14 protein-coding genes and 1 pseudogene are annotated in these 16,247 nt (G+C 65.4%); 6 read left to right on the top strand and 9 right to left on the bottom strand.

The window, feature by feature from the left end:
- The first annotated feature begins 4 nt into the window (after positions 1-4).
- Positions 5-1,324 (top strand): MFS transporter, encoded by a 1,320-nt coding sequence (locus J7360_RS08855; protein WP_057663747.1) that lies wholly within the window; start codon positions 5-7, stop codon positions 1,322-1,324.
- Positions 1,325-1,464: 140 nt separating this feature from the next.
- Here J7360_RS08855 and J7360_RS08850 read toward each other — a convergent pair whose 3' ends face one another.
- The 4 genes from J7360_RS08850 to J7360_RS08835 form a co-directional block, all read right to left on the bottom strand.
- Positions 1,465-2,496: a LacI family DNA-binding transcriptional regulator gene (locus J7360_RS08850; RefSeq protein ID WP_007963280.1), complete on the bottom strand. Its 1,032-nt coding sequence runs from the start codon at positions 2,494-2,496 to the stop codon at positions 1,465-1,467.
- 239 nt (positions 2,497-2,735) lie between these two features.
- A complete protein-coding gene (gene phbB / locus J7360_RS08845; RefSeq protein WP_007962607.1) occupies positions 2,736-3,476 on the bottom strand; it encodes an acetoacetyl-CoA reductase in 741 nt (246 codons plus the stop codon).
- Positions 3,477-3,600: 124 nt separating this feature from the next.
- Positions 3,601-4,929, bottom strand: coding sequence for a CitMHS family transporter (locus J7360_RS08840; protein ID WP_057663744.1), 1,329 nt, complete (start codon positions 4,927-4,929; stop codon positions 3,601-3,603).
- 226 nt (positions 4,930-5,155) lie between these two features.
- Positions 5,156-6,349 carry a porin gene (locus J7360_RS08835; RefSeq protein WP_209033686.1) on the bottom strand — a complete coding sequence of 398 codons (1,194 nt, stop codon included), beginning with the start codon at positions 6,347-6,349 and terminating at the stop codon, positions 5,156-5,158.
- A gap of 266 nt (positions 6,350-6,615) precedes the next feature.
- Here J7360_RS08835 and J7360_RS08830 point away from each other — a divergent pair, with 266 nt between their 5' ends.
- The 4 genes from J7360_RS08830 to J7360_RS08815 all read left to right on the top strand — a co-directional run bounded on the left by J7360_RS08830 (position 6,616) and on the right by J7360_RS08815 (position 10,686).
- Positions 6,616-7,317 carry a response regulator transcription factor gene (locus J7360_RS08830; protein WP_007962611.1) on the top strand — a complete coding sequence of 234 codons (702 nt, stop codon included), beginning with the start codon at positions 6,616-6,618 and terminating at the stop codon, positions 7,315-7,317.
- Positions 7,310-8,692 carry a sensor histidine kinase gene (locus J7360_RS08825; RefSeq protein ID WP_209033684.1) on the top strand — a complete coding sequence of 461 codons (1,383 nt, stop codon included), beginning with the start codon at positions 7,310-7,312 and terminating at the stop codon, positions 8,690-8,692. Before J7360_RS08830 ends, J7360_RS08825 begins: the two co-directional genes overlap by 8 nt.
- On the top strand, positions 8,692-9,741 hold the full coding sequence (locus J7360_RS08820) for an ABC transporter substrate-binding protein (protein WP_007971217.1): 1,050 nt from the start codon (positions 8,692-8,694) through the stop codon (positions 9,739-9,741). Before J7360_RS08825 ends, J7360_RS08820 begins: the two co-directional genes overlap by 1 nt.
- A gap of 306 nt (positions 9,742-10,047) precedes the next feature.
- Positions 10,048-10,686: a response regulator transcription factor gene (locus J7360_RS08815; RefSeq protein WP_022558509.1), complete on the top strand. Its 639-nt coding sequence runs from the start codon at positions 10,048-10,050 to the stop codon at positions 10,684-10,686.
- A gap of 129 nt (positions 10,687-10,815) precedes the next feature.
- Here J7360_RS08815 and J7360_RS08810 read toward each other — a convergent pair whose 3' ends face one another.
- From J7360_RS08810 to J7360_RS08800, 3 genes are read right to left on the bottom strand one after another with little or no spacing between them, the layout of a single operon-like run.
- Entirely contained in the window at positions 10,816-11,184 is a 369-nt protein-coding gene (locus tag J7360_RS08810; protein ID WP_042675250.1) for an Atu4866 domain-containing protein, read from the bottom strand.
- Between the two features lie 11 nt (positions 11,185-11,195).
- The gene (locus tag J7360_RS08805) at positions 11,196-11,741 is read right to left on the bottom strand and encodes a nuclear transport factor 2 family protein (RefSeq protein ID WP_209033683.1); all 546 of its coding nucleotides are present in this window, start codon (positions 11,739-11,741) and stop codon (positions 11,196-11,198) included.
- A gap of 16 nt (positions 11,742-11,757) precedes the next feature.
- Positions 11,758-12,828, bottom strand: a complete 1,071-nt coding sequence (locus J7360_RS08800) for an aldo/keto reductase (RefSeq protein ID WP_209033681.1) — start codon at positions 12,826-12,828, stop codon at positions 11,758-11,760.
- Between the two features lie 311 nt (positions 12,829-13,139).
- Here J7360_RS08800 and J7360_RS08795 point away from each other — a divergent pair.
- Positions 13,140-14,041 (top strand): annotated as a pseudogene (locus J7360_RS08795) (LysR family transcriptional regulator).
- Here the strand turns inward: J7360_RS08795 and J7360_RS08790 are convergent.
- Both J7360_RS08790 and J7360_RS08785 read right to left on the bottom strand, forming a co-directional pair.
- Positions 14,033-14,800: a substrate-binding domain-containing protein gene (locus tag J7360_RS08790; protein WP_209033704.1), complete on the bottom strand. Its 768-nt coding sequence runs from the start codon at positions 14,798-14,800 to the stop codon at positions 14,033-14,035. The pseudogene J7360_RS08795 and the gene J7360_RS08790 sit on opposite strands and share 9 nt — an antisense overlap.
- 8 nt (positions 14,801-14,808) lie before the next feature.
- Positions 14,809-16,158: an MFS transporter gene (locus tag J7360_RS08785; RefSeq protein WP_209033679.1), complete on the bottom strand. Its 1,350-nt coding sequence runs from the start codon at positions 16,156-16,158 to the stop codon at positions 14,809-14,811.
- Between the last annotated feature and the right edge of the window lie 89 nt (positions 16,159-16,247).

The raw sequence follows: 16,247 nt of genomic DNA, 5'->3' as shown, positions 1-16,247 counted from the left end.
TTGCATGTCGTCGACCGTTCCTCCGCTCTCCTTCGCGCGCATCCTGGCGCTCAACGCCGGTTTTTTTGGCGTGCAATACAGCTTCGGGCTGCAGCAGAGCAACATGAGTCCGATCTACAACTACCTGGGCGCCGACCACGCCAACCTGCCATACCTGTGGCTGGCCGGGCCGATCACCGGCCTGGTGCTGCAGCCGTTCGTCGGGGCCTGGAGCGACCGCTCGGTGACGCGGTGGGGCCGGCGCATGCCGTACATGGTGCTGGGGGCGTTGGTGTGCAGCCTGTGCCTGCTGGCGATGCCGTTCAGTACCGCGCTGTGGATGGCGGTGTGCCTGCTGTGGGTGCTGGATGCGGCAAACAACGTGGCAATGGAGCCTTACCGTGCGCTGGTGAGCGACGTACTGGCGCCGCCCCAGCGACCGCTGGGGTATCTCACCCAGAGCGCATTTACCGGCCTTGCGCAGACGCTGGCCTACCTCACGCCGCCGTTGCTGGTGTGGATGGGCATGAACCAGGACGCTGCCAACGCACACCACATCCCCTACGTCACCATCGCTGCGTTCGTGATCGGCGCGGGCTTTTCAGCGGGCTCGATCCTGCTCACGGCACGCAGCGTGCGCGAACCGGCGATCGCGCCGGCAGAGATCGCACGCATCCGCCAGAGCGGCGCCGGGCTGGGGGCGACCGTGCGCGAAATCGGCACCGCGCTGCGCGAGATGCCGCCCACCATGCGCCAGTTGGCACCGGTCATGCTGTTTCAGTGGTACGCGATCTTTTGCTACTGGCAATACATCGTGCTGTCGCTGTCGACCACATTGTTCGGCACCACCGACCCCACCTCGCATGGTTTCCGCGAGGCCGGTCTGGTCAATGGGCAGATCGGCGGGTTCTACAATTTCGTCGCGTTTGTGGCGGCGTTTGCGATGGTGCCGGTGGTGCGTCGCTTCGGTCCCAAGTACACGCATGCGGCCTGCCTGGTCGCCGCCGGTATCGGCATGTGGCTGCTGCCTGGCATCGAAAATCGCTGGCTGATGTTGCTGCCGATGATCGGCATTGGCCTGGCTTGGGCCAGCATGATGGGCAACCCGTACCTGATGCTGGCCGATAGCATTCCGCCCGAGCGCACCGGCGTGTACATGGGCCTGTTCAACCTGTTCATCGTGCTGCCGATGCTGATCCAGATCGTCACCTTGCCGCTGTATTACGAGCATGTGCTGCACGGCGACCCGCGCAACGTGGTCCGCCTGGCCGGCGCGCTGATGCTGGCAGCGGCAGCGGCGATGCTGTGCGTGCGCTTGCGCAAGCCGAAGGCGGTGCAGGCGTAGTCACCCCGCCTGCGTCGCTGCATAACGGCCGCCTTTCAATGCCGTGGCGACCACGCCGCAGTTGCGCCCGGCTTGCGGCTGTGCAGGCTCTTGCGATTCCCGATTCCCGATTCCCGATTCCCGATTCCCGATTCCCGGCCTCACGCCGACTCGCGCACCACCAGCTTTACCGGCATTTCAACCGATTGCACTTGCTCGCCTGCAATCAATGCCAGCAGCCGATCGACCAACAGCCGCGCTGCCAGGCCCAGATCCTGCTGCACGGTGGTCAACGGCGGTTGGCTGTAGGCAGCCAGCGGGATATCGTCGAAGCCCACCAGCGAGATGTCCTGCGGCACGCGGTGGCCGGCCTCGACCAGGGCGCGGATTGCACCCACGGCGATCACATCGGAAGCGGCGAACAAGCCATCGGGTGGGTCGGCTTTCTTGAGCATCGCGCGGGTGAGGCGGTAAGCATCTTCGCTGACGAAATGGCTGCGCGCGTGCAGCCGCGTATCGAATTCCAGCCCGTGCCGTTCCAGCGCGTGGCGATAGCCGGCAAATCGCGGCGCCACCTCTGGTAATTGGTCATCGCCCAAAAAGGCGATGCGTTGGCGGCCGCTGGCGATGAGATGTTCGGTGGCCAGCACGCCGCCCTGGAAATTGTCGCTGCCCACGCTGATGTACGACTGCCCATCGATGCGGCTGCCCCATACCGCCATCGGCAGGCCGTCGCGTGCGGCTGCATCCAGCGCGGCGTGTTCGGAACTTTGCCCCAGCACGATGACGCCGTCGGAGCGGCTGCCGCGCGCAAGTTGTTCCACCCAGCCATCCTGATGCCGGTCCAGTTTGGACAGCAGCATGCTGTAACCGCGTCCGGTGAGCTCTTCGGCCAGCAGCGCCAGCATGGTCATCAAGAACGGGTCCGAGAGCGGCTGATCCAGCGCATGCATCATCGGCACTGCCACGCTCACGGTGTTGGAGCGTTTGGCGCGCAGGCTGCGTGCCACCGGGTCGACCTGATAGCCGGCATCGGCCGCAATCTGCTTGATATAGGCGCGGGTGCGTTCGGCCACGACCGGGCTGCCGGCCAGGGCACGCGACACAGTGGATTCGGACACGCCCGCCATGCGCGCGATGTCGGCCATCTGCGGACGGGCAGTGAGCGTTGTGCGGTCTGAAGGTTTGGCCATGGCAGCGCGCTGCGGAAAAGCCAGAGTGTAATCAGTTCGCACTAGAGGCGGGTTGTCCGCACGGTGGCGGCTGCTTGTGCACGCTGGCGGGGCGCACACGCGCACGGATCTGCTGGCCTTGTGGGCGCTCCCGCAGATCGGGCGCCGGACATGCGGGGCGGGCGGGCAGCGGGACATGCACAGGTGCGCGGCGAGAGCGTGTTGTGCGTACAGCGCAACGGCCGTCGGGTGTGCGCTGCTCAGCCCATGTAGAGCCCGCCATTCACCGCGTAATCGGCACCGGTGACATAGGCGGCCTCATCGGAGGCGAGCCAGGCGCACAGTCCGGCAACTTCGGCCGGTTTGCCGAGCCGGCGCACCGGCACCGAGGTGGCCAGGCGATCGAGCACATCCGGTGGAAAGCTGCTGATCGAGGCGCTGGCGATATAGCCGGGCGAGATGGTGTTGACGGTGACCCCGCGCGAGGCGACCTCTTGCGCCAACGCGCGACTGAAGCCATGCATTGCCGCCTTGGCGGTGGCGAAATTGATCTGCCCGATCTGGCCCTTGTGTGCACTGACCGAGCCGATGTTGACGATGCGCCCCCAGCCGCGCGACGTCATGCCGTCGACCACCTGCTTGGTGATGTTGAACAGCGAATGCAGGTTGCTGGCGATCACCGCATTCCAGTCGTCGCGCGTCATCTGCCGGAACAAGGTGTCGCGGCTGCCGCCGGCATTGTTGACCAGCACATCGATCTCGCCGACTTCGGCCTTGACTTTGGCGAACGCAGCCACGGTGGACTCCCAATCGGCGGCATTGCCTTCGGATGCCACGAAATCGAAGCCCAACTCGCGCTGCTCGCGCAACCACGACGCCTTGCGTGGCGAATTAGGCCCGCAACCGGCAACCACGGTATGCCCGCTGCGCGCCAGCCTCTGGCAGATCGCGGTACCGACACTACCCATGCCACTGGTGACGTATGCGATGCGGAGAGTCATTGTGTAACTCCTTCGGAGTTGGGAGTTGGGATTCGGGATCGGGAATGAGGGGATTCGCCACAGCGGTCATTGGCGTTCGCGTTTTGCGAATCCCCAATCCCGAATGCCGAATTCCGGCGCGCGGCTAGCGCGCCAAAGGGAACAGGCCAAACAACAACCCGCCGCCCAGCATCAACAGCGAAATCAGCACCGCCCACTTGAGCGTGAAGCGTTGATGGTCGGCGAAGTCGACCTTGGCCAACCCGACCAAAAGGTAGGTCGATGGCACCAGGGGGCTGAGCAGGTGCACCGGCTGGCCGGCGAGCGAAGCGCGGGCCATTTCCACCGGGGTGATGCCGTAATGGCCTGCGGCTTCGGACAGGATCGGCAGCACGCCGAAATAGAACGCGTCGTTGGACATGAAGAACGTAAACGGCATGCTGACGATGGCGGTGATCACCGCCAGGTACGGACCCCAGCTGTCGGGAATGACGGCCAGAAAATTGCGCGACATCGCTTCGACCATGCCGGTGTTGGACAGGATGCCGGTGAAGATGCCGGCAGCGAAAATCAGCGACACCACCGACAGCACGTTGCCGGCGTGGTTGACCAGGCGGCGGCGCTGCTCGGCCAGATTGGGGTAGTTGATCATCAGCGCCAGCGCGAAGCCGATCATGAACAGCACCGGCATCGGCAGCACGCCCTTCACCAGCGCGCCCATCAAGACCAACGTCAACAGCAGATTCACCCACAGCAGCTTGGGCCGCTTCATGTCCTCGGTGTCTTCCACGCGCGGCAGGGCGTCGTTGTCTTCGGGGATGCTGGTGTCCAGCCAGTTGCCGTCCGCCGGCAGACGCACCACGCCCAGGCGGCGACGTTCGCGCATGCCCAGATACCATGCCAGTGCAAGGATGCCGGCGATCGCCAGCAGCATGGCCGGCACCAGCGGCACGAACACATCGCCCGGTTCCACATGCAGTGCGGTGGCCGCACGCGCAGTGGGGCCGCCCCACGGCGTCAGGTTCATCACGCCGCTGGCAAGGATGGTGACGCAGGTGAGGTTGAGCGCGTTCATGCCCAGGCGCTGGTACAGCGGCAACATGGCCGAGACGGTGATCATGTAGGTGGTGGAGCCGTCGCCGTCGAGCGAGATCAGCATCGCCAGGATCGCCGTGCCCATCACGATCTTCAGCGGGTCGCCCTTGACCAGGCGCAGGATGCGGCCGACCAGCGGGTCGAACAGCCCGGCATCGATCATCACCCCGAAGTACAGGATGGCGAACATCAGCATCACGCCGGTGGGCGCGATCTTCTTGATGCCTTCGAGCATCATCTCGTTGATGCCAGTGCCGAAGCCGCCCAGCAACGCGAACACGATCGGTACCGTGATCAGAGCCACCAACGGCGATAGCCGCTTGCTCATGATCAGGTACATGAAGGTGATCACCATTCCGAAACCGAGCGCGGTCAGCATGCGGGCGAATCCTTTGAGGCGTACAACAGGGGGAGAGTGGAGCTCAGCGTTGCGCAAGGTGCGCAGCGCTGACCATGCAGGTGCGCGGTTGCTGCTGGACGCACGCGGGGTAACGCAAGCGCGGCGTTGCGCGCGGGCGTACCGACGTAGCGGCGCGTTGCGCAGATATGCGCGAACAGCGTGCGCATGTGGGTCTTTCCGATTGCCGACACGATGCAGTTGCGCATCAGAAGTCGTACTGAAAGCGGCCGGTCACCGCCAGCGTGTGGTCGACCACTGCGTTGGCGATGCGGTTGCGGTTGCGGCTATCGATCACGTTGAGCATCACGCGCAGGTTCGGCTTGAAATACCAGTTGCCGCCCAGCGTCCACGATTGCGTGCTGGCGTTGATGAAGTCCGGCTGCCCGTCCAGATGCTGGTCGCCACGCATGTAGTCGTAGCGCAATGCCAGCTCGAACTCACCGGAGGGGCGGTTGGGCGTGGCGATGCGGCTGAAGCGGCCGGTCTTGCGGTCGTACCCGCGCGATTCGCCGGTGACGAACCAGCTGACCAGCCCATAGCTGGCCAACACCTCGGCGTGCTGCGCGCCATCGTCGAGCAGACCGCCACTGAATTCGCTCTGCCACGACCATGGCCCGAGCACTTCGGCATATTCCAGCGACCATTTATCGAAATCGGTATCGCGCCCATCGGCAAAGCGTGCCAGGGTGATGCGGCTATTGTTGGCCAGATCGTTTTCCGGACGTGGGCGGATCAACAGCGATGAAGCGCCACCACTGCCCGGATGCGAATAGCGCTCGTGCGCCAGCGAGATACCCAGGTGGCGCAGGCGTGCCTGGCCCATCTCCGGCGCGTAGGTCAGGCGCGTGCCGAGCGCACCGCCCTTGGTCGAAGAATTATCGATGCTTTCCAGGCTGTAGGCAGACGTGGACCAAGTCGCATCCGGGCGATTGGTCTGCCAGGAAATGGCCTTGCGGTAGATCGGCGCCAGCGTGGTCGAGGCATAGCCGCGTTCCAGGAACGGGCCGTAGTTGGAGCCGGTGCGATCATCGAGCGAGAAGTACTGCTTGAACTGGCCGACGGTCAACGTACCGGCCGAAAACTTCTTGGCGATATAGACATCGCGCGCCAGGATGCCGCGGCTGCCTGCCTCGTATTGCAGGCCGGCGAAATCTGCCTCGGCCTTGTAATTGAACCCGTAGAACTTGCCGGATACATCCAGCCACACGCGGCGGAACTGGGTGTCGTTGTGCTCGCGTGCACCACGGTCGTCGTTGTCGAACACGGTGAAGTCCCAATGCACGCGTCCGCCCAGTTCGGCAGTGACCGGGCCGGCCTCGTCGGCTGCATGTGCCGCCGGTGCCAGGCAGATCGCCGCGCAGGCGCCGAAGGCACGCAATCGCAAAGTGTCGTTGCTCACAGACCCTCCCAGGTACATGTGTGAATCACGTTCAGCGATGCACCGCACAACCGCCGCGGCGCGTGGGCAGCAGCCTAGTCCGGCGAAGCTGTCATGGACCTGTCAGTGCGTGGGAATGGGGAATCGGGAATGGGGAATCGCAACAGCGAAATCGCGGCAGCGGAATTGCCGAGGTGTAGAAGCTTTTGTTCTCTGGGCCTGTTACCTTCCGGCCGCGGCCCAGCGCCGTTGCAATTCCCCATTCCCTATTCACGAATCCCCGCCCCATGCGCCTTCTGCTAGTCGAAGACAATGCCGACCTCGCCGATGCCATCGTGCGGCGCATGCGCCGTAGCGGGCATGCGGTGGATTGGCAGGCCGATGGGTTGGCGGCGGCGAGTGTGTTGCGGTATCAGAGCTTCGATCTGGTGGTGCTGGATATCGGTTTGCCCAAACTCGATGGACTGCGGGTGCTGGCCGGCATGCGCGAGCGGGGCGATACCACGCCGGTGCTGATGCTGACCGCGCGCGATGGCATCGAAGACCGCGTGCAGGCGTTGGATGTCGGTGCGGACGATTACCTGGGCAAGCCGTTCGACTTCCGCGAGTTCGAAGCGCGTTGCCGCGTGTTGCTGCGGCGTAATCGGGGCCAGGCCAGCGAGGTGGTGCAGATCGGTGGATTCGTCTTCGACAATGCCGCGCACACGCTGTTGCTGGATGGCGTGCCGATCGAGTTGCCCAATCGCGAATATCGCCTGTTCGAAATCCTGATCGGACGGCTCGGGCAGGTGGTTGGCAAGGACGAGATCGGCAACGGCCTGTTCGGCTTCGACGATGACGCCGGGCCCAACGCGATCGAGCTGTATGTCGGCCGGCTGCGGCGCAAGCTGGCCGCCGCGCCGTTGCGTATCGTCACCGTGCGCGGTGCCGGTTACAAACTCGAAGAAGCCGACCCGCACGCGCCGATGGAGCCGGGCGTCGATGGCTGAGCCGCTGACGGTGGCACCGTCCATCCGGCGCACCTTGCTGCTGTATCTGGGCAGCATGTCGCTGCTGGGTGCGGTGGTGCTGTTCTTTGCCGCACGCGATTACGGCCAGCGTGCGGCCAATCGGTCCTACGATCACCTGCTGGTGTCCTCGGCCCTGTCGATCATCGACAGCGTGGCGTTGGTCGGCGGCGACTGGCAGGTGGATCTGCCGTACGCCTCGCTGGATCTGCTCGGCATGGCGCCGGAAGACCGCGTGTTCTATCGCGTGTTCGATGCGCAGGGCCGCACCATCACCGGCGAAGACACGCTGCCGCTGCCGCCGCGTGCGCCGCGCGACGAGCGGCCGCTGTTGTTCGATGCGCAGTACAGCGGCGAGCCGGTGCGCTTTGCGGTGGTGATGCATCGGGTGGCGTCGGCGTCGGGGCAGGGCGAGGTGCGCGTGCAGGTGGGCCAGACCCGGCGCGCACGCGATGCGGTGGCGCGCGATGTGGTGCTCAACGCCCTGGTCGCGATCGGTGTGCTGTCGCTGCTGGCGCTGGGCCTGGTGTGGCTGGGTGTCTACCGCGCGTTGCGGCCGCTGCAGCGCATCGAGGGCGATCTGTCGCGGCGCGAGCCCTCCGACCTCAAGCCGCTGAACGTGCCGGCGCCGCAGGAAATGCAGTTGATGGTGACCGCGCTCAACCGGTTCATGGTGCGGCTTTCGTCCAGCAACGAAACCCTGCGCGCCTTCATGGCCGAGGCCGCGCACCAGATGCGCACGCCGCTGGCGGCCTTGCGCGCGCAAGCGCAGCTGGCGATGGACGACGACCCGCGCGAGATGCAACGCAGCCTGGTGGCGATCGAGCGCAACGCCAGCCACATGAGCCGGTTGCTCAATCAGTTGCTCAGCGATGCCAGCGTGATCCATCGTGCCAACCTGCAGCGCTTTGCCACCGTGGATCTGGCCGAGGTGTTGCATCAGGCCTTGCACGAAGCGTTGCCGCGCAGCCCAGGCGCACCGCGCGTGCAGCTGGCAGTCGACCCGCAACCGGCGCTGCTGCGTGGCGATGCCTTGCTGCTACGCGAGGCGCTGAAAAACCTGATCGACAACGCCTGCAAATACGGTGCCGGTGCCCCGCTGCAGGTGGCGCTCACCAGCGACGGCAACCACCACGTACTGACCATTGCCGATCATGGCCCTGGCATTCCGGCCGCCGAAGCCGAGCGTGTATTCGAGCGTTTCGTACGCGGGGTGGATGCGCCGGCCGGCGGCGCCGGGCTGGGATTGGCCATCGTCAAGCGCGTGGTGGAAGCGCATGGCGGGCGCATTGATCTGGCCAACCGCATCGGTGGCGGCTTGATCGCCTCGCTGCATTTTCCTGGAGGAGGCGCGTGATGCGGCCGATGTGGATGCTGGTGTTGCTGCTGGTCCATGGCATCGCCTGCGCGGCGCCAGGCGATGTGCGGCGCTTTCCTGCACAGGGCCCGGTGCGTGTGCAGCTGCGCGTGCAGGGCTCCACCGACCTGGAAGTGTTCGGTGCAGTCATCCGGGACTACCAACGGTTGCATCCGGGCACTGAGGTGATCTACGAAGACGTGATCGCCTGGGACATTTATGACCGTTATTTGCACCCAGGCTATGGCGCACCTGCTGCAGACATGCTGATCAGCGCCAGCATGGATCTGCAGACCAAGCTGGTGAACGACGGCCACGCGTTGACGCATCGCTCCGCACAGACCGAAGCCTTGCCGGCATGGGCGCAGTGGCGCCATGAAGTGTTCGGCATCAGCTACGAGCCGGTGGCCATCGTCTACAACACGCGCAAGCTCGATGCCGCCCGCGTGCCGCGCACGCGCCGGCAATTGCTGGCCTTGTTGCGCGCGCCCGATGCACCGCTGCGCGGCAAGGTCGGCACCTACGATGTCGAACGTAGCGGCGTGGGGTATCTGTTCGCGACCCAGGACGGCCAGGTGGGCAGTATCGCCGGTGCGCTGCTCGCGGCGCTGGGGGCCAACCGGGTGGTGTTGGAAGAGCGCACCGGCAGCTTGCTCGACCGCGTCAGCCGTGGCGAACTGTTGCTGGCCTACAATGTGCTTGGCTCCTACGCACAGGCCCGCATCGATGCGGGGGCACCGCTGGGCATCGTGCAGCCGCAGGACTACACGCTGGTGGCGTTGCGCACGGCAGTGATCCCCAAGACGGCGCCGCATGCACCGGAGGCGCGCCGGTTTCTCGACTATCTGCTCTCGCCACGCGGCCAGCAGGTGCTGTCGCGCGAGGCGCGGCTGATGCCGATCCTGCCGGCCGCCGGCGGCCGCGGCGGTTCGGCGCAGCCACCATTCCGCCCGATCCCGCTCGGCCCCGGCCTGCTGGTGTACCTGGACAAGCTCAAACGCCGCCAGTTTCTGGATGCCTGGCGGGCTAGCACACAGCCGCCGCGTTAGAGCGTGTTATGTACGTTGAGATGAGATGCGTTGGCGGTCAGCGGCACGGAGCGGGTGCTGCGTGGCGCCGGCTTGGCTGGCGCCAAGGCAAGCTGCGCGGCGCGCGCTCCGTGCCGCTGACCGCCAACCCTCCGGGAAGCGCCCTGTGGCGCGCCGACCACGTTGTGCGCCTTGCCCCAGGCGGCCAGCCCGGGCTGCAGCGCACGTCTTGCCTGGGCGCGCCACAGGACGCTTCGCACTCACCTCAAAGTACACGACAGACTCTAGGGCAAGGCACCGGCGGCGGCCCTGTGCCAGACTTGGCGCATGGCCGATCTCACCATTCTCGTCGCCGACGACCACCCGCTGTTCCGCGCCGCCGTCATCCACGTGCTCCAGCAGACCCTGCCGCAGGCCCACGTGGTGGAAGCCTCCAGCGCCGCCACCCTGAGTGCCATGCTGCGTTCGCATCCGCAGGCCGAGCTGGTGCTGCTGGATCTGGCCATGCCCGGTGCACGCGGTTTTTCGGCGCTGTTGCATGTGCGTGGCGAGCACCCGGACATTCCGGTGGTGGTGATCTCCTCCAACGATCATCCGCGTGTGATCCGGCGTGCGCAGCAGTTCGGCGCGGCGGGGTTCATTCCCAAATCCACGCCGGCCGAATCGATCGGCACCGCGGTGGCCAGCGTGCTGGAAGGGGGCACCTGGTTCCCGCCGATGACGGCCGAGCGCTCGGAGGCCGACGCACAACTGGCCTCCAAACTCGCCCAGCTCACGCCGCAACAGTTCCGTGTGCTGCTGAGCCTGGCCGATGGCCTGCTCAACAAGCAGATCGCGCACGAACTGGGCCTGGCCGAGAACACCGTCAAGGTGCACGTCACCGCCATCCTCAAAAAGCTCGACTGCTACAGCCGCACCCAGGCCGCGGTATTGGTCAAGGCGTTGGAGCCGGAAGGCGAGGGCTGATCCCGCGCGCGGCATGGGGTGCTGCGCATTGCGGTCTGCAGCACGCGCAACGCATCGCGGAGGCAGCGAGTGCGGCCGCGCGAGGCCCGGGGCGAGCAAGCATGGCGAGCAGTCCTTTTTTCAGTCGCTCTAGGCCGGCGGCTGCCGATAGAACACCATGCCGCCATGATGCAGCTCATCGTCGGTGACGAAACGCCCATCGGCAGTGAAGCCGGTGTCGTCCCAGTAGTCGATGTGATTGCCGGTGATTTCGTAGCGGCCCTGGTAGGCGCTTTGGCGTGTGCCGCGGGCCTCATCGTAGCGGCCGTTCGGCAGGAGTTCCTGCCGGATCCGTCCGTCGCCGGTGACCCACATGCCGAGATAGGGGTGTGCTTGCATCGGATGTCCTGGTTGTTGGGTCGCGATAGTGGTGGGCGCCGGGGGCGGTTGCGCAGCTGCCGCGAACGGGCAGGCGAGCGCCGAGCCGGCGCCCAGCGCCACCGCGATGGCGGCCTTCATCGGTCTGTCGCTCATGGGCTGGCCCTGCGTTGCAGTTGGCGGTGGCCGCGCTGCAGCACCGCGTCGTAGGCGGGCAGGTCGAGGAAGGCGTTGACCTCGACCGCCTTGCCATTGGCCATCCGCATGATCCATGCGTAGCGATTGCGATAGCTTCCGCCATCACGCAGCGTGGCCACGCCTTCCCACTGCACGATGACGTGCTCGCCATCGGCCCAGATGCGTTGCTGCACCGGTCGCAGCGGCGAGGACAGACGCTCGGTCAGTGGGCGTACGGCGGTGTCGACCAACAGGTCGCGACCACGCAAGGTGCCGGCGCTCGGGCCGGAGCCTTCGACGGTCCACACCACCTCGGGCGACAGCAGCGTCTCAAAGATGCCGCTACCCCCGTTCTGCCACTGCGCAAAGGCCGCTTCGACGATGCGCCTGTTGCAGGCGGGCACCGGTTGCTCTGTACAGGTGTCGGTGGATGCAGCGTCCTTGGATGTGGCGCCGGCGTTGCCTGCGAACGCTGCGGCGACGAGCAACGCTGCCGCCGCGAGGGTTGAGCGTCTGGTCATGGTTGCTCCGTGGTGATTAGGTGCGCAGCTGCACGTGATGGGTGCCGTAGATCAACTGCTGCGCCATCGGCCTGCCGATGAAGCGTTCTGGGAAGATCGGCGGCACTGCGCTGACCGCGTCCAGGCGCGCGAGTTGCTCGTCGGCAAGCACGAGCTCCAGCGCGCCGAAGTTGTCTTCGGCCTGCTGCAAGGTGCGTGCGCCCATCACCGGCGACACAACGTCCGGGTTGCGCAAGGTCCAGGCCAGCGCCACCTGCGAGCGCGATGCGCCCAGTTCATCGGCGACCGCACCGACCACATCGGCGATCTCCAGCGAGCGTGCATTGAGATGTCCGGTCGAGGCGATCACCCCCTTGCGGCTGCTCGACACCTCTGCCGCATTGTCGTCGGTCAGATCGGCGCGGCTGTATTTGCCGGTGAGGATGCCACCGCCCAGCGGCGACCACGGCAACACGCCCAGGCCGAGTTCGCGCGCCATTGGCAGCAGCTCATGTTCGACGCTGCGTTCGACCAGGCTGTACTCGATCTGCAGCGCCACCAACGGCGACCAGCCGCGCAGGTCGGCCAGGGTCTGCAGTTGCGCCACGCGCCAGGCCGGCGTATTGCAGATGCCCAGATAGAGCACCTTGCCCGATTGCACCAGATGCTCCAGGCCGCGCATCACTTCGTCGGGCGCGGTGGTGAAATCCCAGGCGTGCAGGTACAGCAGATCGATTCGGTCGGTGGCAAGTTGGCGCAGGCTGGTTTGGACCGAGCGAATCAGGTTCAGGCGATGATTGCCGCCGGAATTGATGTTGTCCGCATCGCGTGCCATGGTGAATTTGGTGGCCAGCACGAAGCGTTCGCGTCGGTCCTTGATCAACTCGCCGAGGATGCGTTCGGAGCCGCCGTTGGTGTAGTTCACCGCCGTGTCGATGAAGTTGCCGCCGCGCTCGGCATAGGCGTCGAAGATGCGCTTGGCTTCGCCTGCATCTGCGCCCCAGCCCCAGGCTTCGCCGAAGGTCATGGTGCCCAGCGACAGTGGCGAGACGCGCAGGCCGGAGCGGCCGAGCAGGCGGTAGTGGTCCAGTGAGCGTGGCTGGTGCATGCGTGATGTCTCCCAAGTGATGGCGTGGTGCGTGTTGCCAGCCACTGTGCCGCGGCGCGGGGGGAGGGCGTGAGCCTGGTTATCCGGCATCCTTGCCTGATCGTCCGAATGGCCGATGCAGCGCCATCGCACAGGCAAGGTCTGGGGAGGCGTGGTGTGGCGTCGCATTGAATTCGATGCCAGTGCTGGCTCTTGCCAATTCGAACGCAGGCAATGCGCCCGAATGCAGCGGCTTTTCGGCGTCAGACGCAGCACCGCTGGCAAGCGTCTATGCTATGGCGACCGCCATCGAACACTGAAGCTGCGGCACCGTGACCATCAAATTCGACCTCAACGATCTGCAGGCATTCCGTGCCGTCGCCGAGAACGGCAGCTTTCGCCGCGCTGCCGAACGCATCCGCATCACGCAGCCGGCGCTCAGCCGCAGGATCGACAAGCTCGAGTCGGCGTTGAACGTCAAGCTGTTCGAGCGCACCACGCGCAAGGTTGCGCTCACCACCGTCGGCCAGGCATTCATGCCGCAGGTCGAGCGCATGCTCGACGATCTGGATATGGCGCTGATGAACATCGGCGATGCAGGGTCCAGCAGGATGGGCACGGTGACCGTGGCCTGCGTGCCGTCTGCGGCGTACTACTTCATGCCGCAGGCGATCCACGGGCTGCATCAGCTGTTTCCGAAGATCCGCATCCGGCTGTTCGACGGCAGCGCCAGTCATGTCAGTGCGGCAGTGGCCTCCGGCGAAGCGGATTTCGGGGTCAGCTTCAGCGGCAACCTGGCGCCGGAGGTGGAGTTCGAACCGTTGTTGCAGGAGCGCTATGTGATTGCCTGCCGCCAGGACCATCCGCTATCCGGGCGCGCACAGGTCAGCTGGCAGGAGGCCTACGGTTACGACTACATCACGCTGGACAAGACATCGGGCAACCGGCTGGTGCTGGATCGGGCGCTCTCTGCATTCACGCCGGACAAGCCCAGCATCTGCGAGACCCGCCATGTCACCACGTTGCTGGGGTTGGTGGAGGCCGGCGTCGGTATTGCCGCCGTGCCTTCCATTGCCATGCCGTCCGGCCCGCTCCGGTGCTGGCGGCGGTGCCGCTGGTCGAACCGGAGGTATCGCGCAACGTGGGCCTTCTCAAACGTCGCGGACGCACGCTGACACCGACCGCGCTGGAACTGGCGGAACTGGTGCGACGGATGCCCGCACGTTCAAGGTGACACCGGATCCAGGCCAGTCACGCGCGCAACCGCCTGCGCCTCGCCCGACTGCAGGTACGTAAGCAGGCGCCTGGCCGCGTCGGGGTGCTGCGCGTTGACCGGAACACCGGCGGCGTAGCGCGTGATCGACTGCAACTGTTCGGGGATCTTGCCGACAAACTCCACGCCTGCCACCGGAAGCAGCTCGGCCACCTGCTGAAAGCCGAGCTGATAGCTGCCATCGGCCACCACCGTGCCCACCGGGAGACGCGGAATCTTCTTGCTCTTGGCCATCATCGGGCCTTGGATCCGCAACTGCTTGAACAGCGTGGTCTCGATATAGACGCCGCTGGCGCTGTCCGAATAGGCCACCGAATCGGCGTGCAGCAGCGTCTGTCTGAAGTGCTCGACGCTGTCGATCTTGGGTTTGGGTGCACCGCTGCGCACCACCATGCCGATCCTGGAATCGGCCAGCTCCACCCGCGATGCCGGGTCGACCACGCCGGCGTCGATCAGCGTCTGCAGCGCGCTACCGACCATGATCACCACATCGGCATGCTCGCCGCGTGCGAGCCGGTTGGGAATGGCTTGCGGCGTTTCGCCCATGGAAGGGCCAAGCAGGGTGGTGACCTTCACCCCGGTCTGCTTGGTGTACTGCGGCGCCAGGCGATCGAAGGCGGCCGTGAAACCGCCGGAGGTCATCACGGTCAATTCCTGCGCGCCTGCCGCTGTCGACAGCAGAACCGTTGCAATGATCGCACCCAGCCACTTTTTCCACATGCTCCGCATCATTTCGTCGCTCCTGCCGCGGCATCCAGGCCGGTCGCCGTCGCGGGATTGCTCTGGCGGCGATACAGAAACAGCGTGGCCCCCAGCGCGCACACCGACGCGAAGACCAGCCAGTAGCCAGGCGCGGCCTTGTCGCCGGTGACATGGATCAGCCAGGTGGACATCACCGGCGTAAAGCCGCCAAACACCGCGGTCGCCAGGCTGTAGGCAAGCGAGAATCCGGCGACCCGCACATGCGCCGGCATCCGTTCGGTGAGCGCCGGAATCATGGTGCCGTTGTAGATGCCGTAGATGAAGGACAGCCACAGCAGTGCCTGCAACATATGCGTAAAGCTCGGTGCGGCCGCGAGGAACGCGAGCACCGGATAGGCGGTCACGATGCATACCACTGCCATGGTCACCAGCAGCGGCTTGCGGCCGAAGCGGTCGCTGAGCGCGCCACCGATCGGCAGCCAGATGAAATTGGAGACGCCTACCAACAGCGTGACGATCAACGCATCGCCGGTGCTGAGTTTGAGTACGCTCTTGCCGAAGGTGGGGGCGTAGACGGTGATCAGATAGAACGCGGTCGTCGTCAGCGCGACCATCAAGCCGCCGGCAATCACGATGCCGGCATTGTTCGCCAGCCCGCGCATCACCTGCTTCATCGTGACCGGCTGCCGGCGCTGGGCAAATTCTGCAGTCTCTTCCAGGCTTCGCCGCAGCAAGAAGATGAAGGGAATGATGACGCAGCCGATGCCGAACGGAATCCGCCAGCCCCACTGCGCCAGGTCCTGCGGCGCCATCAGCTGGTTGAGCGCAAACCCGATTGCGGCCGCCGCGACGATGGCAAGCTGCTGGCTGGCCGATTGCCAACTGGCGTAGAAGCCGCGCCGGCCCGGTGTCGCCATCTCGGCCAGATACACCGACACGCCGCCCATTTCGGCGCCGGCCGAAAAGCCCTGCAGCAGGCGGCCAAGCAGCACCAGGGCCGGTGCCCACAAGCCGATGCTGGCGTAGCCCGGCACCAGCACGATCAGCACCGTACCGCTGGCCATGATCGCCAAGGTGACGATCAAGCCCTTGCGGCGCCCGACATCGTCGATGTAGGCACCCAGGATCACCGCACCCAGCGGCCGCATCAGAAACCCCGCGCCAAACACGGCGAAGGTCATCATCAGGGACGCAAATTCGTTGCTTGCCGGGAAGAAGGTCGCGGCGATCTGCGTTGCGTAAAAACCGAACAGGAAGAAGTCGAACTGCTCGAGGAAGTTGCCCGAGGTCACCCTCAGCACCATCCCGAGTTTCGACTGGTGCGTTGCCTCACTGCTGGAACTCTGCATAAATCGCCCTCCACGATAGGTATGCATGGACGTATGACATCTGAGGCACTCGATTCTGGTCGAGATGGTCAACGTTGATAATTGCTGCTTTCTCATCGATTGATGCGCGTTGAACA

This window comes from Xanthomonas sp. D-99 (assembly GCF_017746145.1).
Lineage (GTDB): Bacteria > Pseudomonadota > Gammaproteobacteria > Xanthomonadales > Xanthomonadaceae > Xanthomonas > Xanthomonas cissicola.
The sequence above is the reverse complement of the archived record's forward strand: the minus strand, read 5'-3'. Positions and strand labels throughout refer to the sequence as shown.

Bases quoted from the DNA above. Each gene is read 5' to 3' on its own strand.
- J7360_RS08855 (WP_057663747.1), top strand. From the start codon at position 5: ATGTCGTCGACCGTTCCTCCGCTCTCCTTCGCGCGCATCCTGGCGCTC.
- J7360_RS08850 (WP_007963280.1), bottom strand. From the start codon at position 2,496: ATGGCCAAACCTTCAGACCGCACAACGCTCACTGCCCGTCCGCAGATG.
- phbB (WP_007962607.1), bottom strand. From the start codon at position 3,476: ATGACTCTCCGCATCGCATACGTCACCAGTGGCATGGGTAGTGTCGGT.
- J7360_RS08840 (WP_057663744.1), bottom strand. From the start codon at position 4,929: ATGCTGACCGCGCTCGGTTTCGGAATGGTGATCACCTTCATGTACCTG.
- J7360_RS08830 (WP_007962611.1), top strand. From the start codon at position 6,616: ATGCGCCTTCTGCTAGTCGAAGACAATGCCGACCTCGCCGATGCCATC.
- J7360_RS08825 (WP_209033684.1), top strand. From the start codon at position 7,310: ATGGCTGAGCCGCTGACGGTGGCACCGTCCATCCGGCGCACCTTGCTG.
- J7360_RS08820 (WP_007971217.1), top strand. From the start codon at position 8,692: ATGCGGCCGATGTGGATGCTGGTGTTGCTGCTGGTCCATGGCATCGCC.
- J7360_RS08815 (WP_022558509.1), top strand. From the start codon at position 10,048: ATGGCCGATCTCACCATTCTCGTCGCCGACGACCACCCGCTGTTCCGC.
- J7360_RS08810 (WP_042675250.1), bottom strand. From the start codon at position 11,184: ATGAAGGCCGCCATCGCGGTGGCGCTGGGCGCCGGCTCGGCGCTCGCC.
- J7360_RS08805 (WP_209033683.1), bottom strand. From the start codon at position 11,741: ATGACCAGACGCTCAACCCTCGCGGCGGCAGCGTTGCTCGTCGCCGCA.
- J7360_RS08800 (WP_209033681.1), bottom strand. From the start codon at position 12,828: ATGCACCAGCCACGCTCACTGGACCACTACCGCCTGCTCGGCCGCTCC.
- J7360_RS08790 (WP_209033704.1), bottom strand. From the start codon at position 14,800: ATGTGGAAAAAGTGGCTGGGTGCGATCATTGCAACGGTTCTGCTGTCG.
- J7360_RS08785 (WP_209033679.1), bottom strand. From the start codon at position 16,158: ATGCATACCTATCGTGGAGGGCGATTTATGCAGAGTTCCAGCAGTGAG.